The organism is Vibrio aerogenes (genome assembly GCF_024346755.1).
Classification (GTDB): domain Bacteria; phylum Pseudomonadota; class Gammaproteobacteria; order Enterobacterales; family Vibrionaceae; genus Vibrio; species Vibrio aerogenes.
Window position 1 is genome coordinate 201,064 of record NZ_AP024862.1, and the last position, 20,408, is coordinate 221,471.

Annotated in this window: 19 protein-coding genes; 9 read left to right on the plus strand and 10 right to left on the minus strand. The window is 43.6% G+C overall.

The features are described 5' to 3' along the window. Positions 1–7 precede the first annotated feature (7 nt). A complete protein-coding gene (locus tag OCV29_RS18600) occupies positions 8–457 on the plus strand; it encodes a GNAT family N-acetyltransferase (protein WP_084193445.1) in 450 nt (149 codons plus the stop codon). A 62-nt stretch (positions 458–519) separates the two neighbouring features. Here the strand turns inward: OCV29_RS18600 and OCV29_RS18605 are convergent, their stop codons facing one another. From OCV29_RS18605 to OCV29_RS18615, 3 genes are all read right to left on the minus strand, one after another. Further along, entirely contained in the window at positions 520–1,212 is a 693-nt protein-coding gene (locus OCV29_RS18605; RefSeq protein WP_073605085.1) for a ChrR family anti-sigma-E factor, read from the minus strand. Continuing rightward, positions 1,205–1,774, minus strand: coding sequence for a sigma-70 family RNA polymerase sigma factor (locus OCV29_RS18610; protein WP_084193444.1), 570 nt, complete (start codon positions 1,772–1,774; stop codon positions 1,205–1,207). The genes OCV29_RS18605 and OCV29_RS18610 overlap by 8 nt, the downstream gene beginning before the upstream one ends. Positions 1,775–1,853: 79 nt before the next feature. After that, positions 1,854–2,468 carry a hypothetical protein gene (locus OCV29_RS18615; RefSeq protein WP_073605084.1) on the minus strand — a complete coding sequence of 205 codons (615 nt, stop codon included), beginning with the start codon at positions 2,466–2,468 and terminating at the stop codon, positions 1,854–1,856. 199 nt (positions 2,469–2,667) lie between these two features. Between OCV29_RS18615 and OCV29_RS18620 the strand changes: the two genes are divergently transcribed. After that, positions 2,668–2,841, plus strand: coding sequence for a hypothetical protein (locus tag OCV29_RS18620; RefSeq protein ID WP_175561586.1), 174 nt, complete (start codon positions 2,668–2,670; stop codon positions 2,839–2,841). A gap of 117 nt (positions 2,842–2,958) precedes the next feature. Here OCV29_RS18620 and gcvP read toward each other — a convergent pair whose 3' ends face one another. Both gcvP and gcvH read right to left on the minus strand, forming a co-directional pair. Next, positions 2,959–5,847: an aminomethyl-transferring glycine dehydrogenase gene (gcvP, locus tag OCV29_RS18625; protein ID WP_073605083.1), complete on the minus strand. Its 2,889-nt coding sequence runs from the start codon at positions 5,845–5,847 to the stop codon at positions 2,959–2,961. Between the two features lie 87 nt (positions 5,848–5,934). Next, positions 5,935–6,315, minus strand: coding sequence for a glycine cleavage system protein GcvH (gcvH, locus tag OCV29_RS18630; protein WP_073605082.1), 381 nt, complete (start codon positions 6,313–6,315; stop codon positions 5,935–5,937). 247 nt (positions 6,316–6,562) lie between these two features. Here gcvH and OCV29_RS18635 point away from each other — a divergent pair, with 247 nt between their 5' ends. The 3 genes from OCV29_RS18635 (at position 6,563) to OCV29_RS18645 (ending at position 9,818) form a co-directional block, all read left to right on the plus strand. Beyond that, on the plus strand, positions 6,563–7,186 hold the full coding sequence (locus OCV29_RS18635; protein ID WP_073605081.1) for a helix-turn-helix domain-containing protein: 624 nt from the start codon (positions 6,563–6,565) through the stop codon (positions 7,184–7,186). A 124-nt stretch (positions 7,187–7,310) separates the two neighbouring features. After that, positions 7,311–8,447: a glycine cleavage system aminomethyltransferase GcvT gene (gene gcvT / locus OCV29_RS18640; RefSeq protein WP_073605080.1), complete on the plus strand. Its 1,137-nt coding sequence runs from the start codon at positions 7,311–7,313 to the stop codon at positions 8,445–8,447. A 210-nt stretch (positions 8,448–8,657) separates the two neighbouring features. Then, positions 8,658–9,818: a S1 family peptidase gene (locus OCV29_RS18645; protein ID WP_073605079.1), complete on the plus strand. Its 1,161-nt coding sequence runs from the start codon at positions 8,658–8,660 to the stop codon at positions 9,816–9,818. Positions 9,819–9,914: 96 nt separating this feature from the next. Here OCV29_RS18645 and OCV29_RS18650 read toward each other — a convergent pair whose 3' ends face one another. Both OCV29_RS18650 and OCV29_RS18655 read right to left on the minus strand, forming a co-directional pair. Continuing rightward, positions 9,915–11,657 carry an EAL domain-containing protein gene (locus OCV29_RS18650; protein WP_073605078.1) on the minus strand — a complete coding sequence of 581 codons (1,743 nt, stop codon included), beginning with the start codon at positions 11,655–11,657 and terminating at the stop codon, positions 9,915–9,917. A gap of 252 nt (positions 11,658–11,909) precedes the next feature. Then, positions 11,910–12,383: a CreA family protein gene (locus tag OCV29_RS18655; protein ID WP_073605077.1), complete on the minus strand. Its 474-nt coding sequence runs from the start codon at positions 12,381–12,383 to the stop codon at positions 11,910–11,912. Positions 12,384–12,740: 357 nt separating this feature from the next. Between OCV29_RS18655 and OCV29_RS18660 the strand changes: the two genes are divergently transcribed. Further along, on the plus strand, positions 12,741–13,256 hold the full coding sequence (locus OCV29_RS18660; protein ID WP_073605076.1) for a hypothetical protein: 516 nt from the start codon (positions 12,741–12,743) through the stop codon (positions 13,254–13,256). A 444-nt stretch (positions 13,257–13,700) separates the two neighbouring features. Further along, positions 13,701–14,897 (plus strand): acetate/propionate family kinase, encoded by a 1,197-nt coding sequence (locus OCV29_RS18665; RefSeq protein WP_073605075.1) that lies wholly within the window; start codon positions 13,701–13,703, stop codon positions 14,895–14,897. Between the two features lie 327 nt (positions 14,898–15,224). Here the strand turns inward: OCV29_RS18665 and OCV29_RS18670 are convergent, their stop codons facing one another. Further along, complete coding sequence (locus OCV29_RS18670; RefSeq protein WP_073605074.1) at positions 15,225–16,715, minus strand: methyl-accepting chemotaxis protein; 1,491 nt, start codon at positions 16,713–16,715, stop codon at positions 15,225–15,227. A 138-nt stretch (positions 16,716–16,853) separates the two neighbouring features. Continuing rightward, entirely contained in the window at positions 16,854–17,633 is a 780-nt protein-coding gene (locus OCV29_RS18675) for a substrate-binding periplasmic protein (RefSeq protein ID WP_217653324.1), read from the minus strand. Positions 17,634–18,125: 492 nt separating this feature from the next. Between OCV29_RS18675 and OCV29_RS18680 the strand changes: the two genes are divergently transcribed. Continuing rightward, entirely contained in the window at positions 18,126–18,701 is a 576-nt protein-coding gene (locus OCV29_RS18680) for a hypothetical protein (RefSeq protein WP_073605072.1), read from the plus strand. A gap of 225 nt (positions 18,702–18,926) precedes the next feature. Then, a complete protein-coding gene (locus tag OCV29_RS18685; protein ID WP_073605071.1) occupies positions 18,927–19,238 on the plus strand; it encodes a hypothetical protein in 312 nt (103 codons plus the stop codon). Positions 19,239–19,305: 67 nt separating this feature from the next. On the opposite strand, the gene OCV29_RS18690 is transcribed toward OCV29_RS18685, so the two are convergent. After that, positions 19,306–20,049 carry a type 2 periplasmic-binding domain-containing protein gene (locus OCV29_RS18690; RefSeq protein WP_175561585.1) on the minus strand — a complete coding sequence of 248 codons (744 nt, stop codon included), beginning with the start codon at positions 20,047–20,049 and terminating at the stop codon, positions 19,306–19,308. Positions 20,050–20,408: the final 359 nt, after the last annotated feature.

Below are 20,408 nucleotides of genomic sequence, written 5' to 3' on the forward strand. Positions count from 1 at the left end.
GATATTGATGATATTTCAGATAGAAAAAGCCGGAAGTTCTGATGCGGACAGGTTAGCACAAATCCAGTTGGCGGCTTTTGAACCTGACCGGAATGCTTGTGGCTCCGGTCCTCCGGGATATAACGATCCGGAACATCAGAGAAAAATGATATATCAGTATGAATATTATGTCGTGAAAGATTCCGGAGAGATTGTCGGAGGATTTTACTACCATATTCAGGGAAGCTGTCTTCATTTATTGCGGCTGTTTGTGGATCCTGAACATCAGGGAACGGGGGTTGGACAATGTGTGATTCAGTTTTTGACGACGTTGACTGATGTCCATCAGATCGTGCTGGAAACTCCGGATTTCAGTATTGCTGCACAACAATTTTATGAGCGTCGGGGCTTTGTTAAAAAAGAGACAATTTCTTATGGTGAGGCTCAGTCATTTTCATATCTGTTGGCTGTGTCTTGAAACAGGTTCTCTGCCGGTAACCCGGCAGAGCCATTCGTCAGATAAGCTGATCCGAAAGACGGTCAGCGGAAAAAAATTGGACTAAACGGATTGAGCAGCGTCGCAAGACCTGATGTGAAACGGAGTGGCGCATCGAGTAGCGTCAGACACAGACAATCCTGTTCAGCGGATGTTTTGGGCGTATGGATGTGATGATCATTCTGCAGAACAAAATCTCCCGGATAATAAGTTGCATGCTCATCATGGAACTCACCCGCCAGAACCAACGTAATTTCACTTCCCTGATGGGTATGCTGAGGCAGGCTGCTGTTACAGTCCATGTATATAAAGTTCATTTTACTCTGACCTCCGGTGGTGACATTTGCCCGTTTGATGTTGCCTGGCAAACGACTCCACGGACCAATATGACTTTCATGGCGTTTTAATGCCCGGGGAAGGCGGAAAGATTTATGGTTTACCTTCAGGAACTGTGTGTGCGTTTCTGCTGTTACTGTCTGGCACTCCGGGTCAACAGGTTTTACCGGGGTTTGCTTCAGAATCCCGGACAACATGTGAGTGAGTTCATCACTCAATGGCTCCGGGGCATTCTGCATCATTTGACGGGCCTGAATATTTTCATAATCTGTCACTTTTTGGCGGCACTGGCTACAAAATTCCAGATGTGCGCTTAACATAATACAGGATGCCGGGTCCAGTTCACCTGCGGCATAACGAGACAGGGTGTCATCTGTCGGATGGTATTGAATCTTAGTCATCCAGAGCCTCCTTCATTTTGTTGAGTGCCAGTCTGAGCCTGCTTTTAACTGTCCCTAACGGAACATCGAGTGCTTGTGCAACGGACTGATGAGATTCTCCCTGCAAACAAATCATTCTGACCACGACGGACTGGGAGCGCGGAAGTGTGTCAATAATCTGATTGAGCTCCTGACGAACAATGGCATGGAATTCTGCCGGTAACTGACCGGGTTCTGACTCCTCACTGAGAACAGGCCATAAATCATCTCCCTGAATCCAGTCATTGTGATGTTTGAGTTTTCGCAGCGTATCGAATTTAACATTCCGGGCAACAGAATAAATCCAGGTGGTCGCTGCTCCTTTTGATTCATCATAAAGGTGCGCTTTCATCCAGATTTTAAGCATGGTTTCCTGAACAATTTCGCAGGCAAGTGCGTCGTCCTGAAGTTGCTGGCGCATGTAATTCAGTAACATAGGTGCAATCATAGTGAATAACTGCTCAAAACTTTGTTTACAGCGTGACTCTGCGATGTTGGACAGTAAGGATGCCACGTGATGACGTGACAAAGATTGTTCGACCATGGGTTCCTTTGTGTTCTCCTGATTTGAGAACCGACTCATTTTCATCGTGATTGACTTCAAGCATGGGATCGATACTCATCTAACGCAAGTCATGACGGAATCGATCACTATACCAGAAAATTTTTTTCAGATAACGCAGACAAGCTTGTGAAGTGGGTTGCCTGAGAAGACGTTGTTTGGTTGATACCGGGAGTGGCAGCAGTTCCAGCCAGTACCAGCACAACTGATTTGGGTCGGTCATATTGGCTGGAACATCATTCAGCCAGAGCGGGATGTTGTGATGGTCTTTCAGCCATTGCTGAAATCTGATGACCAGGAGCTCATCCGGGGACAGTCGCTGTTCTGTTGGCCATAGTGATCGGGTTTGAGCCGTTAGCCAGCCATATCCGGCAGCTTGTTTGACATCAATAATATTCCCCCAGCTGCGGGTACAGATTTCTGCATCTATGTATTCGGCAGAGAGCCAGTCAACAGAGAGTACTCTGGCCTGTATCACAATATCACCCGGTGACATTGCCGCCTGACCATCACTGTCTTGCATGACCAGCCAGAGCCCATTTTGTTTTGTGGCTTCCAGCAAAGTCTGGGAAAAAAGGAGTCCACTGCCCCAAATCCTGCGTTTGCCCGCAGGCATCAGATGATCCGTTGTCATCAGAAAAGGCAAATGTAGTGACTGAGATGCTGGAACAAGCACGATAAACTCCGGTTATTTTTTCTCTTATACGCATCAGTTTATCTTTTGGATGAAAAAGTTTTCTGTTGAGTTAATCTTTTATTGTTTTGGCGGCACGCTGAACATGTATTTTCTGATAAGTAAATCACAAGAAACAGGTCATTTTTTTCATGATTAACTATACTTCTATCAATACCTGAAGCGAGAGAGGTGACTTCAGATGGACTTTACAGACAAACTCCGCTTACGGGGACAGGCTGAAGAAGATCTGTATTTTGCAGAGTTAGACCGTCAGTTGATTGAAGCGATGCATGAACGCCAGAAGCAGGAAGAAAATAAGCGAAAGACTGATCAGTCAGACGATCCGAAAATGCCTTCTTCTCAGAATAAATAAACCAGCAATATACGCATTCTGATCAGAAAATTAGTGGAATTGGTATTCAGCACAAAAAGGCGAACCATCCGGTCCGCCTTTTATATATGATAGTGATTTTGAATCAGTGATCAACAATTATTCTGCGTCATACACGTCCACCGGAGGACAGCTACAGACCAGATGACGGTCACCGTAGACATTATCGACCCGGTTGACTGTCGGCCAGTATTTTGCCTGTTTGCTCTGGCGGCTTGGGTAACAGGCAATCTCACGTGAATATGGATGTGCCCATTCAGCAGCCATTAAATCGGCCTGTGTATGTGGTGCATTGACCAGTGGGTTGTCATCTTGTGGCCAAACGCCGGAATGCACATGATTAATTTCTTCACGGATTGCAATCATGGCATCACAGAAACGATCCAGTTCAGCCAGATCTTCTGATTCTGTTGGTTCAACCATTAATGTACCAGCAACAGGGAATGACATCGTTGGCGCATGGAAGCCGTAATCCATCAGGCGTTTTGCAATATCTTCTTCGCTGACGCCGGTTTCTTCTTTGATCGGGCGAATGTCGATAATACATTCGTGGGCGACGTGGCCATTTTCACCCCGGTACAACACAGGGTAATGCGGACGTAATCGTTCCATCACGTAGTTGGCATTCAAAATTGCAATCCGGGTTGCCTCTGTCAGGCCTTCTGCACCCATCATCGCGATATAAGCCCATGAAATTGGCAGAATCGATGCACTTCCCATATCTGCGGCTGAAACGGCATAGTCTTCGCCATCGGCTCCGCCTTCAATGTGTCCCGGCAGGAATGGTGCGAGATGAGATTTAACACCAATTGGTCCCATACCCGGACCGCCGCCACCGTGTGGAATACAGAATGTTTTATGCAGGTTCAGGTGAGAAACATCAGAGCCGATAAAGCCCGGACTGGTCAGACCGACCTGTGCATTCATGTTGGCGCCATCCAGATAAACCTGTCCACCCGCGGCATGCACGATGTCACATACCTGACGAACATGAGACTCAAATACACCATGTGTGGATGGGTAAGTGATCATGATGCAGGATAATTCGTTGTGGTGTTTCTCTACCTTCGCGTTGAGATCGTCCAGATCGATATTTCCCTGATCATCACAAGCGACAACTACCACTTTCATTGAAGCCATTGATGCTGAGGCCGGGTTCGTGCCATGTGCTGAACCTGGAATCAGGCAGACATTACGATGACCTTCATCACGGCTTTGATGGTAGCGCTGAATTGCCAGCAGGCCGGCATATTCACCCGATGCCCCAGAGTTTGGCTGAAGCGAGAATGCATCGTAACCGGTAACTGCGCACAGCATTTGTTTCAGATCTTCAGCCAGTGCTGCATAACCTGCTGTTTGTGATTTCGGAGCGAATGGGTGAACAGCACCGAACTCTGCCCAGCTGACCGGAATCATTTCAGAAGCCGCATTGAGCTTCATTGTACAGCTACCCAGCGGAATCATGCCGTGAGTCAGTGAGAAATCTTTATTTTCCAGCTTTTTCAGATAACGCATCATTTGCGTTTCACTGTGATAGCTGTTGAATACGGGGTGAGTCAGATAATCACTGTTTCTGCGGCAGCTTGCCGGAATCGCAGCAAATTCATCCGCTGCAATTTCTTCAGACAGTGCATCAGGTGTTGTTTTGATCTCAAACACTTGAAACAATGCCTGCAACTGAGCGGGGGTTGTGGTTTCATCACAACTCATGCCTAAGCGATCAGCAAAATACCGCAGGTTAAATCCGGCATCCTGTGCTTTTTGATACAGTGCATCAGTCTTGTCACCGGTCACGATAGTGATGGTGTCAAAGAACTGTGTATGCTGAAGCTTGTAACCGCTTTGCTGCAACCCTTTTGCCAGAACCGCCGTCATGTGGTGTGTTCTGCGTGCAATCTGCCTCAGCCCTTCCGGACCATGATAAACCGCATAAAATCCGGCCATATTTGCCAGTAAAGCCTGCGCTGTACAGATATTCGAAGTGGCTTTTTCACGGCGGATGTGTTGCTCTCTTGTTTGCATTGCCATCCGGAGTGCCGGGTTGCCTTTTGCATCAACAGAAACACCAATGACACGTCCGGGCATCGTCCGTTTGAATTTTTCTTTGGTTGCCATAAACGCAGCATGCGGACCGCCATAACCCATCGGAACACCAAAACGTTGTGCAGAACCAATCACGACATCTGCACCCATTTCACCCACCGGCTTCAGCAGAACACTTGCAAGCAGATCTGTTGCAACCGTGACCATCGTTTTATTTTTGTGTGCGGCTTCAATGAGGCCTGTCAGATCCTGAACTTCCCCTGTTGTTCCGGGATACTGAATCAATGCGCCAAACACATCTTGTTCAGGTAGTGATGCCAGTGGTGCAACCACAATTTCAAAACCAAGAAACTCTGCACGGGTTTTGACAACTTCTGTGGTTTGAGGATGAACATCATCCGCCACAAAAAATGTTTTACCCTTATGCTTTCCGGCCCGCTGACATAATGTCATTGCTTCAGCAGCAGCCGTAGCTTCATCAAGCAGTGAGGCATTGGCAATTTCCATACTGGTCAGATCAGTAATCATCTGCTGATAATTCAGTAATGCTTCAAGGCGTCCCTGAGAAATCTCGGGCTGATAAGGCGTATAAGCTGTATACCAGCCGGGATTTTCAAACACATTACGCAAGATAACACTGGGTGTGTGTGTATTGTAATATCCCTGACCAATCAGACTGTGCATCAGCTGATTTTTTTCAGCCATTGCTTTCAGTTGTTGAAGCATGTCCGCCTCACTCAGCGCAGGGGGGAGAGGTAGAGCATGAGTGAGACGGATCAATTCTGGTATCGTTTCCTGAATGAGCTGGTCGGTGCTTTCAATACCGATTGTTGCCAGCATCTTTTGTTGATCACCGCGGGCTGGTCCGTTATGCCGGGTAACAAATTCGTGCTGGTTGTTCAGGTTTTGCATCAGGTTTTGTGAATGGTGCCGTGGTTGCGTCATGATTGCATTTTCTCTCAGAAATTGGTGGTCGCAGATAAACTAAAATGCACAGCCTGCCGTGGCATGACGGGCTGTGCAGTCAGAGACTTATTCGTCTTCCAATGCATTCTCGTAAGCTTCTGCTGTTTTCAGCTTTTCCAGTTCTGCCGGGTCTGATAGTTTGATTTTGACAATCCAGCCGCCTTCATATGGTTCTTCATTGACTAATTCCGGGCTGTCTTCCAGCTCTTCATTGACAGCAATGATGACTCCGGTTACTGGGGCATAAAGGTCAGAAGCCGCTTTTACTGATTCAACCAAAGAAAAATTCTCTCCGGCTTCAATTTCTGCGTCAATTTCTGGTAATTCTACATAAACCACATCCCCAAGCATTTCCTGAGCATGTTCCGAAATGCCGATTGTGGCGGTGCCATCACCGTGATCAAGAATCCATTCGTGTGTATCGGTAAATTTCAAATTTTTGTCCATCAACTTCTCTCCGGGAAAAATAGTATTCAAGCCTGTTTTTAGTACGCAGCTATGAAGAACATATCTGGCCTAACATACCGATAACATACCTGCTACTTTTACTGTAATCAATAAAAATTTCCAATAAGAAACATATTTTCATGATGTAAGTTGGTTTTACGATCTCACCGGGTTGACTTTTCTCTGTGGTGGGTTCGTGACACAATAATGATATAATTATGACTCAAAGGACGAATTTGGGGAAACAATGCGGGACAATACAATAGATGACTATCCTTCGCTGCTGCTTGCACAGGAGAGTCAGGATAAAAATATAGAACCTCTGGAGCTTGGACAACGCATTAAAGATTTGCGTTTGAAGCTGGGACTAACGCTTGAGGAAGCGAGCCAGAAAACAGGCCTGGCCCGTTCTACATTAAGTAAAATTGAGAATGAGCAAATCTCACCGACATTTCAGGCGATGCAAAAGCTTGCACATGGTTTGGATGTTGATATGCCTCAATTGTTTGAACCGCCAAAAAAAATCAGGGCGACCGGGCGTCGGGATGTAACCCGTTCAGGGCAGGGAAAGCCACATCCAACATCTACTTATGAACATGAATTGCTGGCAACACAATTATCCAGCAAAAAAATGATGCCATTCAAGACCCGGGTCAGAGCCCGTGATTTTAATGATTTCAGTGACTGGGTTCGCCATGACGGAGAAGAGTTTCTGCTCACTCTGGAAGGTGAAGTCATGCTGTATACCGAGTTTTATGAGCCGATTTTGCTCAAGGCAGGAGACAGTGTGTACTATGATGCGAACATGGGGCACATGCTGGTTTCTGTCAGTGAAGAAGATGCCCAGATTTTATGGGTCACGGCGAAATAAGCGTGACTTTATTTCTCTCATCGTGTTAAGTTCTCTCATTATGTTTATTATAGGAAACATAATTTCCTGTATTTTAGAATGATGACCATGAAAATGATGTGAATTGATGTAAGGGAGAATACGAATGACATCCACACCAACAAATCAGCCACTTTTGAAAACGCCATTGTATGATTTGCATCTGGCATCCGGCGGCAAGATGGTCCCGTTTGCCGGTTATGAGATGCCTGTTCAATATCCGATGGGGGTCAAAAAAGAGCACTTACATACCCGTGAAGCTGCCGGATTATTTGATGTGTCTCATATGGGGCAGCTCATACTGTCGGGGGCTGACGCTGCTGCGGCGCTGGAATCGCTGGTTCCTGTTGATATCATCGATCTGCCTGCCGGTAAACAGCGTTATGCACTGTTTACGAATGAGCAGGGCGGAATTATGGATGATTTAATGGTGGCCAACCTTGGCGACCAGCTGTTTGTTGTCGTGAATGCTGCATGTAAACAGCAGGATATTGCTCATTTGCAACACCACTTACCGGATTCAGTTCAGCTGGAAGTGCTTGATGAACGGGCTTTACTTGCGCTGCAGGGACCAAAAGCGGCAGTTGTACTTGCGCAGCTGGCGCCGGAAGTTGCCACAATGTGTTTTATGGATATCCAGCGTTTAGCAATCGACGGGATTGAATGTATTGTCAGCCGGAGTGGTTATACAGGTGAAGATGGTTTCGAAATTTCTGTGCCTGCGGAGCAGGCCGTGGCGCTTGCAGAAAAGCTGACTGCTTTCGGTGAGGTTGAGTGGATTGGTTTAGGTGCAAGAGACTCGTTACGTCTGGAGTGCGGCTTGTGTTTGTATGGTCATGATCTGGATGAGACAACAACGCCGGTTGAAGCAAGCTTGTTGTGGGCGATCAGTAAAGTTCGTCGTCGTGATGGCGAAAGAGCTGGCGGGTTCCCGGGGGCGGATATCATTCTCAGCCAGATTGAAACAAAGTCAGTCAGCAGAAAGCGGGTTGGTTTAGTTGGTTTGAGCAAAGCGCCTGTTCGTGAAGGGACTGAACTTTTTGATGCTGAAGGGCATTCAATTGGTGTCGTGACCAGCGGAACATCCGGACCAACTGCCGGTAAGCCTGTATCAATGGCTTATGTTCACACAGCGTTTGCTGCTCCTGAAACAGAAGTGTATGCCGACGTTCGGGGTAAAAAACTGCCGATGTTGGTGACAAAACTCCCATTTGTGCCTCAAAATTATTATCGTGGTGAGTGAGCCTTATTCATAAATAAAACATAGCAGCCTTCAAAAAAAAGAAATGCAATATTTTTTCTGAAACCCGATTTCAGTTAGAGTTTTATAATCAGGTCATTTGGTTTTGAATGAATCAGGTGACCTGAAATGATGCGCATCAGACAAAGATTTTATTTTTACCCGGATAAAATATAGCTGATGTAATTTATTTCTGATTATAAAGAATTGAATATGAAAAAAATTATTGCTCCTTTATTATTATTGAATGCTGTTTGCATTCCGTTCAGTCAGGCAGGTACCGATCGTTCAGTTTCCCCGAGAATTGTGAATGGTACGGAAACATCCGTACAAACGTTCTCAGATTTTGTCAGTTTGTTTTATGATCGAAGAGGTTATGGTGAGAATTCTGGTCCTCACAGTATTTGTGGCGGGACACTGATTGCACCACAGTATGTGTTAACTGCGGCTCACTGTATCTATTCAGGTTCAGAGCTGAACAAAGACTATATGCTGTACTTTTCTGTAGGCCAGTCTGATTCAGACGATGAAGACACCTTGTCATCTATCGAAACTGTTCGTGCATCCGCATATTATGCAAAAGATTTTACCAACTCTGTGCTTGAACTCTGGCCGAATGATCTGGCGATTATTAAGCTGGAATCTGCTCTGAATATTTCAGGGACGGCAACCCGGGTCAGCGATGACACGACTTACCGGAATTCAGAAAGCAAATTTATTACTATTGGCCATGGCAATACAAAACAAGGGCTGATGACCGACAAACTTTATGAAACCACTCTGGATTATGTCGATAACACGACCTGTATAAGTAGCTTTAATGAGTACTTTGGCGCTTATGGCTATTCAGGTGTTGGTGACAAGATTCAGGATGCTCAGCTCTGTTTTTCGGGAGTGGCCGGAAGTTCAGTCAGTGATAATGATGGCAGTACGTTAAGAAATGGTATCTGCTCCGGTGACTCAGGTGGTCCGGTTTACTGGGAAAGAAGCAGCGGTGATTATGTTCAGGTAGGTATCACCAGCTTTGGACCTACAGATTGTGGTGTCGGTTTTGGCAGCGCCAATATTACCGGTGTATTTACGGAAGTTGCCGATTATAGTGACTGGATCAATCGTGTGATTGAAGGGGATGAAACCCCTGTCTACACGGTCACAGATGCAAAGCGTCAATGCTATTACGAAAGTGAAGGGACTTCAGATGAATGTGCCCAGGATGACAGCGCCTCTGATGATGACACTTCATCTGCCGACAGCAATAGCAGCAGTGCCGGGGCAACCGCTGTCAGCACAACGTCCAAGAGTTCTGGTGGTGGATCATCCGGGACTGTATTTGTTATTGGTCTCGCCTGTTTATGGCTATCAAGACGCCGGTAATTCTACCCGGTTAGCTTCTTGTCTGTGTTCAAGGGAGAGCTCGTATGAGGTCTCCTTTTCTGTGACTGGTTGAAATCCCAGATAAGGACAAAGTGCTCATGGCTCAGTTATCCGGTTTTGCAGCATATTCGTCGGGTTATAATACATCGCATTAGCAATCGATAATGGTTTTGAAAACCAGTATCCTTGCAGGTGAGAAGCGCCCATTTCATGAAACTGATGCAGCATCTCCGGGGTTTCTATCCCTTCTATCACAATACTAATTTCTGTTTCGTGACAAAGCTGAATCAGAAATTCGAGAAACCGGAACGAAGTCTGGTTCTGAGTTGATTTCCGGGCAAAAAAACGGTCAATTTTGATTTGATGAAAAGGCAGGTCAAAGAAACTGTTGATGGAACTGAAACCCGAGCCAAAATCATCGAGTGACAGGATAAATCCAAGTTCTCCGAGTCGCTTGATTTGCGTTGCGGCATTGATATTGTTATCCAGAATCACGGTTTCAGTAAACTCAAGGATAATCGATGATGGTTTTACCTGTGCTTCAGAGGCAATTTTAAGGAGTTTTCCGGGAAAGTTCCGGCTCAGAAGCTGTAACACGGATACATTAACATTAATGCATATATCTGACTGATTTTTCAGATTATAATGATTCAGAAACTGACAGGCTTTTTCAAAAACCTGATAGCCTAATTCACTAATCAAACCTTTATCTTCAGCAATCGGAATAAATTCATCCGGATAGATATCGCCATACAGATGAGAGTGCCAGCGTACCAGGGTCTCAAAACTGGATACCTTGCCGGTTTCTGTTGCAATAATCGGTTGAAACTTCACTGAAAGTGCTTTGTTTTTCAGTGCTTCCTTCAGCCCACTCTCAATAAAAAAGTACCGGTCGACTTTTTTCTGGGTTTCCCCTTCATAGAATTCAATTTGTGACTGGCTTTTATCACAGGCAAAAGCACAGGTTCTGGAAGCGATGCTCAAAATTTCATGGCTGTCAAAGTGGGGGTCACAATTCGGGTAAACACCTATATTGACCGTATCAGCCAGTAAATTACTCTGCTTTTTCATGCAGGTACGATAGTGTTTAATAAAATGAGCACTGAGCCGCCCCAGCTCTGATAATGAAACTGTGTGTTTAATCAATACTGCAAATGTATTCAGGTTTATCCGGTAGAGCACTGCATCTGACTGTTGATGAAAGACGGCAGCCGCGGCTTTAATGTTCGTCAGTACATTTTCCATTAAGTCTGAGGAACCGTATTCGTCAGCATGGGCCTGAAAATTACCGACCTGAATCGTTAACACTGAAAACAGGATTCTGGGTTCTCTGATGATCAAGTCGATATCGAGCAGTAATTTCCTCAAATTGAAAAGTCCGGAATAATCATCGTAAAATGCAGCTTCTTTCAAATAAGTTTCGAGCATTTTCTTGTCCGATATATCTCTGTGACTACCCACAATATATGATTTACACTGTTCTCTTCTGCATACGGCACTGCCTTCAACCCAAACGTAGCGGCCCTCTTTATTCAAAATGCGGTAGTGGGTGATCATACGCTGTTCAGGCATATTCAGGTGACAATCGACACGGGCAGTTAACAGTGAACGATCTTCCGGGTGAACAAGATGATACCACTGGGATATGTTAATCGTGGGAGACTCAATATCAAATTGCTTATAAAAATCCGGATTGTAGAATGTCATCAAACCATCATGATTCATATAAAATATCCCTTCGTTGCAGACATCGAATATATGAATCAGGCGATTGATGTAAGTGTTATCCAGTTGCTGAATTGGCTCAAGCGTCTGCGTCTCTTCAGAGTTATCCTGCATAAAAAAAACCTTTGCCATCTGTGCCCGTTATTAGGTGAAATTGCGGTGCTGTCCGCGTCATTGTCTTTTCTTGACGTATTTGTCTCTTCTTGAATAATTAGTTAGTCAGCCTGAACCCGCAGGAATTCATTCATTTGTTGTTTTTTTGGTGGCTTTGGGATGGCGTTATGATTATTGTGATTTGCCATAAAAATTACAGTTCCTGGTCGTCTGCTACTCTTTTTGATGAATCAGAAGTGTTACTTCAGATAGTTAGTCTTTGTTGAGTGTTGTACTGGCGTTATATGCTTTTGTACCCCATAACGGAACAGTTGAAATACTGTGCTTAAAGCTGCCGGACGTCTCTTTGGTTGAGTAGGAAACATAAATGAGCGTCTGGGTTTTCGGATCATAAATACGTCTCATCTTCATCGACTTGAAAAATATACTTTTCGATTTTTTAAAGATGACATCCCCGGAATCCGATTTATCAATTTTGGCAATCATATCAGGTGTTATCTCCCCGGTCTGACGACAGGCAATTGATGAATCAGAGGGATCAGAAAGACTGAGGTCAGCTTCTATACTGGCGATATGACATGTCACACCGGTGACAATTGGATCAACAAGTTGGTTTATTTTGATATCTTTCGTGGTAAATACGCCCAGACTGACATCACCAACTTCGCTATTATCACAGGCTGTCAGGCTTAATGACATCAAACATGTCACGAGGTATTTTTTCATATTAAGGTATTCCAGAGTAAACAATTACGTTTCATCATATCAAGATTAGAGGAGAAATAAACAGAAGGAGGCGATTGTTGTTGTGAAGCACATGTTTATTATCATACAACCCCTGAATTTTTTTGTTTCAGTGTCGTGTAAAATCATAGGGTTATTCTGTTAAATAACATAAAATAACCCCTTGTTACTGAAGGGCATTATCAAATGTTCATATCAGTAAAGTGCTGTGTTATGTAGAATGCGTGCTGATATGCCGGCTTGCAAGAGGGGAGCACGACCCGAGTAAAGCTGTCATACAAGTTGTATTGTCAGGCATGTATAAGAAAGAGAACCCAGACAGAAAAAGGAGCTTTTATTTTGATAGAAATACCCCGGCTCGTTAATGAAAAAAATAAATGGTTATCAGCGCAGGTTGATGTCGAGTTTCCAACGGCCCCCAGTTTGAAAGGAAAGGCATTGTATCTGGCATCCACCGGGCAGAGTCAGTATCGGGAAATTGATTGGGTACCTGATGATACACATTCTGATCAAGCGCTGGAAAATTGTTATCTGGTTGATTTTCATCGTTTGACAGTGATGTTTGCCGTTTTACAGGCTGAGAAGTATAAAACACAGGCCGATAAAGATGTGATTGTTGAATTTTTTACACAGATTATGTTGTCGCCGCCCTGCCAGTTATATCTTGGCTTTGACGATGGCACCCCCGTTGCTGCCGGAATTATCACCCGGAATGATTCTGAACTGCTCATCTCGGATATCGTGATCTTACCCAATCAACATTATTCAGATGTTGATCATTTTGCGCGTGTGTTAATAAAAAAGGCCGGTTTTTCAGCATCTGAAAAGATTCGCTGCGTGATTGAATCTGATTAAGTTCTTTTCATGCTGACATCAGACATTTGTTATAAATATCCTCTGTTTGCGGTGTATTAAAATCACCGGATTTTGTCTGTCCTGAATGAACTTGCTTTATGCAAGGTTGAACTATGCGATAATGATTTATGCAGTGATGATCTATACAACTTATTACTATGACATGACCAATCTATGTCTCGGGTGTTTTTGATTAATTTTATGAATAATTATGCAGAAAATACATTTCCTGTGTGTATGTTTTTTGCTCTTTATTTAGGTTGAGTGAATATTTTGTGCATAGAAATAAATAAACATTTGCTCTTGATCATGAAAATCAGCTTTATAATCGCTCTGTAACTAAAATAAAGTTGAAAGATTCAACAAATATTGAATAATAGAGAAACACCGTTTCAGGAAGCGCAGTGCTTCTTCGCGATTCACTTAGATACAGGATAAAGTTTTATGTCGGACTCGTATGTATTAGTTGTAAATTCCGGGAGCTCCTCACTTAAATTTGCGGTGATTGACTCACAAAATGGTGATGCAATTATCAGTGGACTGGGGGAATGTTTTGGTTTACCGGAAGCTGCGATTAGCTGGAAGTATCAGGGAGAAAAATCTGAAGAAGCTATTCCGGCCGGAGGTGACCATCATCAGTATGCTTTTGAGCGTATTGTGAAGTTACTGGATTCTCTGGACCTGAGTTCTAAGTTTGTTGCGATTGGTCACCGTGTTGTTGCCGGTGGTGAATCATTTAAAGGGACAGTCAAAGTTGACGAAAAAGTCATTGATGAAATTGACCGTCTGGCTGAGTTAGCACCACTGCACAATAAAGCAAACGCAGATGGTATGCGTGCAGCAATGGCCGTTTTCCCTCACTTACCTCAATTTGCTATTTTTGATACTGCTTTCCATCAGTCAATGCCAGCCAAGGCATTTATGTATGCTCTGCCTCATGAAATCTATGACGAATATAAAGTAAGACGTTATGGTGCTCATGGCACAAGTCACTATTTTGTCAGTAGTGAAGCGGCTAAAATGCTGGACAAGCCTGTGAGTGAGAGCAGTTTTATTACGGTTCACCTGGGTAATGGCGCTTCTGTGACTGCTGTTAAAAACGGTAAAAGTATTGATACCAGTATGGGTTTGACGCCTTTGGCTGGTTTGATGATGGGAACCCGTTGTGGTGACCTTGATCCGAGTGTGATTGAGTTTTTAATGCGCAAAGGCTGGGATCAAGACAAAATCTTTACCACGCTGAATAAGCAATCTGGTTTTCTGGGTGTTTCCGGTAAAACAAGTGATGTCCGGGGTATTCTTGAAGCTGTTGATGCGGGTGATGAAAAAGCGAAACTGGCATTTGATATTTTCACCTACCGGGTTGCTAAATACATCGGTTCATACATGGTTGCTATTGGTGAAGGACTGGATGGGATCGTCTTCACCGGTGGTATCGGAGAAAATGCACTGGCCGTTCGTCATGAAGTGCTGAATTATCTGAAAGTATTCGGTTTTGTGGAAGATGCTGCTGCAAATGAAGCTGCACGTTTTGGTAATAGTGGTGTGATTGCCCGTTCTGAAATGTTGAATGCAGTTGCAATGGTTATCCCGACGAATGAAGAGTTTGTGATTGCACAGGAATCAGTTGCTCTTCTGTAACTCTTTGACTAATCAATATATTTTATTTAAAAGTGCCTCTGGATGAAGGCACTTTTTTTATGTCGGATATACACTAAAAATTTGAGTACGAAGAGCAAAAATCAAACACAAACAGAACGTCAGGTTGTCCCCAAACATGTGACATTGAGGAGAAACTGTGATGTTCAAAGGTCTTGTGCTTGCACTGATGAGTGCTCAGTGAAGGCCGGAAATTCCGGCCTTCTTGCATCTTCCAGTCTTCTTGCTATCTTCCAGTCTTCTTGCTATCTTCCAGTCTTCTTGCTATCTTCCGGTCTGCTTGCTGTCAGAGCGATTGCTCCGGTTGATTTACAGTTTAAATTTAGACAAATCCTGAATGATGTCATGACTTAACTGATCGATTCGGGTACTGAGTTCTCCCACATTTTTGGCATTTTGGGTGATATTTGCAGTAATTGAATTGATGGTTTCTACTTTTCCACTCACATCAGCCGTCACGACGTTCTGCTCTTCGGTTGCCGTCGCAATTTGTGTATTCATATCATTGATCATGCGAATATCAGAGATAATATCTTCGATGGCCTGAATTGCCTGAGTCGATTCTGACTGGGTCTTTTCAAGTGTTTCCTGGGTTGAATTCATCAGGCGGTTTGTGCTTTCAGATGAAGATTGCAGATCCTGAATAATCTCTTCAATTTCTTCGGTAGATTTTTGTGTCCGCTGGGCCAGCGCCCGCACTTCATCAGCAACGACAGCAAACCCTCTTCCTTGTTCTCCGGCCCGTGCCGCTTCAATGGCCGCATTCAGAGCCAGCAGGTTTGTCTGTTCAGCAATACCTTTGATAACTTCTAATACCGTGTTGATATGATCACTTTTTTCTTTCAACTCCATGATTTTTTTCGAGGTCACACCGACCTGATCGCCCAGATCATGAATATCTTCAACGGTTTTTTTAACGATTTGATTCCCTTGTAAAGCCAGTTCATTACAGCTATCTGTTTTATCCGACGTTGTATTCGCATTGTCAGAGATTTCCCGGGTTGCCGAAGACATCTGACTTAAGGCTGTTGCAACCTGCTCAACTTCGCTGAGTTGTTCCCGGGTTGCTTTAGCGTTTGTACCGGCCTTATCGCTGATTTGTTCTGAACAACTGGAGAGTTCATTGGCAGAATTTACAATTCGCCCGATGAGCGAGTGCATGTTTGTGATAAAGTCGTTAAATCCTTTGGCAAGTACACCAATTTCGTCGTTACCGGAAATCTCCAGCCGCCGGGTTAAGTCGCCACCGCCCTGGGCAATTTCGCTCATCGCATCAGCCACGATTTTGATCGGATTAACGACGGATTTACTTAACACAACCCAGTTGACTATTTGCAGTGAAAGCAGAATGATTAGCGAAATCAGAATGAACATGAAACGTGTTGTCGCAAGGAGCTCATCATTGGCATCCATCCGGTAAGAAATTTCCAGATACCCAATTTTCTTGCCTTCCCAAAGTACATCAACCTTTTCTGTTCTGACATCCTGTGATGACGGTTGCGCTGCACTTTCAGTCGAAGTGCTGATTGTTTTACCACGATGATCATAGGCTTTGATTTCGTGTATGAATGCATAAGTGACAAATGAATTCATAATGTCATTGGCTAAGCCCTGATCATAAGAAAATATCGCTTCCTTCAGAACAATCGATAATGTTGTGTTGGAATCACTGATCTGTTGATTTAACTGGTTACTGAAATAATTCTTTGCCAGATAATAGCCACCAGTAAAAGCGATGACCATCACCACGAGTGAGATAGTGGCAAGATATGCCATGGATTTATGCTTAATTGAATTCATCTCTGATACCTTATTTATCAATATTCTGGTCTGCGTTACTGTTCATTTCATAAAATGCTGTTTTGGGAGTCAATCCGGTGTTTAAAAGTACATCCATTTTTTAATCGCTCATCGCTATAAAAATGACGTTTCTCAGTTTTACAGATTTTCCAGTTCATCAATGTTTAACCAGAATTCGGCCCGATCCGGTTCTGTGTCTTTTCCCATGATCGGATTATCGATTCTGAATATTTTTCTGTGCGTCAGATTTGCTTTGTGCAGTACGTCTTTAATCATCGGATGATTGAAGAAAAGCTGGTCAAAACTGCCGTCCCGGATTGCGGTTTCGAAGCCGTTATAGATCTTATCGTGTAATACGGTGTTGGATTGATTGACGTAGAAGTACATCGCAAACGGATAAATAAGCAAAATGTTTTTATCTACCACTAAATTCAGTTCTGGTCTCTTTTGAACTTCAACCCATGGTTCGTGTACAGCCCGCGGGAAATAATCAAAGCGACCTCCCTCAAGCATTGGGAACAGGTTGGCATATTTAATTGTAGTCACGACCGGGATTTGAGCATTCTTTAATACAACGGTATCTCCCCAAAAAGTCCCTTGTCCGGCATGAAACCGTTTTAAATCATCCAGTGTTTGTATTTGCGCAAAGCGATTTTGATCCGCAGCACGGATAATAAATATCCGGTGTCCCAGAAGGCCTTTCAATACCGGTATCTTGACCGAGCGAAGCCGCTTTTCCATGTCCGGGTTGATACCGCCCCAGCCAACATCTATGTTGCCTGATTCGATTTCGGCAATCATTCTGGCTCCGCTGTAGGTTTCAGGGCTCTGACTGAACCGGATGTCCGGGTCTGTTTTTTTCAGGACCAGCTCAAGGATATGGTAAATGAGCTCTTCTTTGGGGCCTTCTATTTTCATAGTTTTTATATTCCCGGCACTGTGACTGACAGGACTGAGAATGAGTGTAAATATCAGTAACAATGATCTGGTAAATTTATTCATTGAAATACTCTCTGCAGGTCTTGCATCTTATTGTCACTGCTCTGAGGAACAAGAAGCTCAGTTCCGTCAGAACAGTTTTTTATTTTCACGGTAAGAGATAGAGTGTGGCCGTCATATCACAGGCCCACTTTCACTGTTGCCTGGCATTTCGTCGTTTTTCCCTCTTGTTGAGTTTGGGTTTATATTATACTGGTTTTATATTTATGTATTAACGAAGTGAATGGCGTGGTCTCTTTATGTATCGACATATTGATCATAAGTTTGAGGTATTTTGTATCGGGATGACTGATTACTGTGAAGAAATCGTGACTGAGATAACTATTTACTTGTGGGGAACTCATGATTATCTGCGCGGGCTTATTGAGCTGGTTACAGTCTTAATAACCTGTTGAAAGGAGAGAATAACTGATGAAAAAACTATCACTACTGTCTCTGTTCATTCTGACTGGATGTTCGTCGACTTATCAACTGGCCCCGGATGATGATGGACATACTGTATCGTCCGGTGAAGGTCTGTCTTGCCTGGGGACAACCGTTCTTCCTGCTGAAATGAGCCGTTTCTTTGATGAGATAAAGGACCCTGAACTTTTGGCGCAAGCGCTGGGTGAACCGGGGAAAGGTAAATTATGCCAGGGAAAGGTGTATCAGAGCAAACCGGGTACATCTGTTCCTCTTTTCCGGGCCTGGAACAGTACCAATCCAAACAGCAAAACAGGTCAGTGGTGGGCTTTTTATAAACCCGCCGGTGACATTGCCGTTTACCGGCATGACTATGAAATATGTTATCAGTGGTCACCTCTGGATAAAATGAGTCAGTGCCATTTAAAAGCGGGTACAAAAGTCGTCGTCGGAACAGGGCAAAGCGCTGTTTGTTCAGAATATCTGACCTATCCGGTTTCAGCAAAACAGCAGGTTTTTATCACCGGAGGAAGCTCAGCTCTGAGTGATTGTATCGACTATACCGGTGTGATGAGCTGGCGATAAGCTATATATTAAAGGGACCTGCATCTTACGTGGCCATTTTCAGGTCACTGAGATGTAATCAGCTTATTACGTGGTTACATCTGGTGTTGATCCTGAATAAGTAAGGTGAGGGTTTGTTCAATTCTTTATCAGTCATATCCATATTGCGGGAAGTCATGTTTTTTCTGACACGCAATTGCTTTATACTTCACGAACCAGATGTAAGGGAAGTGGTAAAATAAAAGAATGGCTGTCGGAAGTAAATGTTGTTTATCTGTTTCTATGCCGGTTTTAACAATTGCAGGAATTATTGGATTATTTAATGCTGGGTATTTCGCTTATCCTGCCCGGGAATTTTTGACGGATCTCTCTTTAATTCTGGTATTTGGGTTTGTTTTCTCTTCTGTTGTCACTCTTAGTCATGCACGTTTTTGTTTTGATAAAAATACAGGTGCAGGTGGTTTTTCCCGTTTTATCCTTTTTATGGTGACTCTCGGTGCATGGATAGGTGAAGTCGCGCTATGTATTTGGGGGGTAATGTATATTTATGCAAACTAATCTGTGCTGAGCGGACCTGTTGATGGCGCTCTGAATCCTGCATCTTGAGGTCACTTGGGTATACTGTTTATTTATCTGCGGTTTGAAGCAGGTTGAGCCATAATTCTTTTTGTTCTAATGGGACAGTATCTGGCAGAAAAGGATTATCAATTTTAAAAATTCTTCTCTTATCCATTCTAATTGCATCAATATAAAATTTATTGTATTTCATAAAAATCTTCTCAAATGAACCATCTTTTATCATGATTTTTAATCCACGTTCGATACGATTAGCTAAATACTTATTTTCTTTATTTACAAAAAAGTATTTGGGCAAGGGATAATAAATAAGGAGTGTTTTTTCAACATCAATGTCCGGATGCTGATTTTTTCTTTGCTGTAACTCTATATAGACTTCATTAATTCCCCTGGGAAAGTAATCAAACCGCCCTATACCAAGCATTTTAAATAAGCCTTCGTAACTGAACCCGACTTCTACATTGAATCCGTTGGAGGCCAGAATATCACTATCCAGCCAGGTTGCACCTTGCCCTGCTTTCATTTGCTTGAGTTGGTTGACCGAAGTAATCGCCGAAAACTTTTTTTGATCTGCTGCTTTGATCAAAAAAACCCGGTAACCAAGTATGCCTTTTCTTAAAGGGATTCTGATTGGAAGAAACCGCTCTTCTCTCTGTTTCGTCACAGAAGCCCAGATAATGTTTGGTTCATTTCCTTTCTCTAATTCCCGGTGAAACCTGAGCGGATTCATCGCAAGTTTTGTGGGACGGATGATGAAAGCGCCATCTGTTGCTTCGGTTTTTTTGAGTGCCATGTGCAGAATTTCAATAAAATCCTGATCTCTTTTGTCAAGATTGGACTGAGCTGGCGGATAGATAACTTCGGTGAGTCTCTCTGTTGCGTCAGCGTATTGATTCCCGCAGAGAAAGCACAAAAAAGATGCAAGAATACATAGGTTTAAATTTAATCTCATCATAAACTCTGACTCATATTTTTAATAAAAAATAGAACAAAGTTCAGGGAAATGCATGGCTATTTGCGGGAAGTTAGTGTTCGGTGATGCCCCGGCCGGGATTTTTTGTCTTTGATAATACCTTCAGCCGGGTTTGGCTGAAGGTATTTCAGGGTCTGTTGACCCATGTTTCGAATCACATCACTGTAATGAAAGGGAAA

Excerpts from the sequence above, each read along its gene's own strand:
- OCV29_RS18650 (WP_073605078.1), bottom strand. The coding sequence starts at position 11,657 with ATGCAGGATAACTCTGAAGAGACGCAGACGCTTGAGCCAATTCAGCAA.
- OCV29_RS18685 (WP_073605071.1), top strand. The coding sequence starts at position 18,927 with ATGGCTGTCGGAAGTAAATGTTGTTTATCTGTTTCTATGCCGGTTTTA.
- OCV29_RS18605 (WP_073605085.1), bottom strand. The coding sequence starts at position 1,212 with ATGACTAAGATTCAATACCATCCGACAGATGACACCCTGTCTCGTTAT.
- OCV29_RS18610 (WP_084193444.1), bottom strand. The coding sequence starts at position 1,774 with ATGGTCGAACAATCTTTGTCACGTCATCACGTGGCATCCTTACTGTCC.
- OCV29_RS18635 (WP_073605081.1), top strand. The coding sequence starts at position 6,563 with ATGCGGGACAATACAATAGATGACTATCCTTCGCTGCTGCTTGCACAG.
- OCV29_RS18690 (WP_175561585.1), bottom strand. The coding sequence starts at position 20,049 with ATGGCACTCAAAAAAACCGAAGCAACAGATGGCGCTTTCATCATCCGT.
- gcvH (WP_073605082.1), bottom strand. The coding sequence starts at position 6,315 with ATGGACAAAAATTTGAAATTTACCGATACACACGAATGGATTCTTGAT.
- gcvP (WP_073605083.1), bottom strand. The coding sequence starts at position 5,847 with ATGACGCAACCACGGCACCATTCACAAAACCTGATGCAAAACCTGAAC.
- OCV29_RS18665 (WP_073605075.1), top strand. The coding sequence starts at position 13,701 with ATGTCGGACTCGTATGTATTAGTTGTAAATTCCGGGAGCTCCTCACTT.
- OCV29_RS18645 (WP_073605079.1), top strand. The coding sequence starts at position 8,658 with ATGAAAAAAATTATTGCTCCTTTATTATTATTGAATGCTGTTTGCATT.
- OCV29_RS18670 (WP_073605074.1), bottom strand. The coding sequence starts at position 16,715 with ATGAATTCAATTAAGCATAAATCCATGGCATATCTTGCCACTATCTCA.
- OCV29_RS18680 (WP_073605072.1), top strand. The coding sequence starts at position 18,126 with ATGAAAAAACTATCACTACTGTCTCTGTTCATTCTGACTGGATGTTCG.
- OCV29_RS18620 (WP_175561586.1), top strand. The coding sequence starts at position 2,668 with ATGGACTTTACAGACAAACTCCGCTTACGGGGACAGGCTGAAGAAGAT.
- OCV29_RS18675 (WP_217653324.1), bottom strand. The coding sequence starts at position 17,633 with ATGAAAATAGAAGGCCCCAAAGAAGAGCTCATTTACCATATCCTTGAG.
- OCV29_RS18600 (WP_084193445.1), top strand. The coding sequence starts at position 8 with ATGATATTTCAGATAGAAAAAGCCGGAAGTTCTGATGCGGACAGGTTA.
- OCV29_RS18655 (WP_073605077.1), bottom strand. The coding sequence starts at position 12,383 with ATGAAAAAATACCTCGTGACATGTTTGATGTCATTAAGCCTGACAGCC.
- gcvT (WP_073605080.1), top strand. The coding sequence starts at position 7,311 with ATGACATCCACACCAACAAATCAGCCACTTTTGAAAACGCCATTGTAT.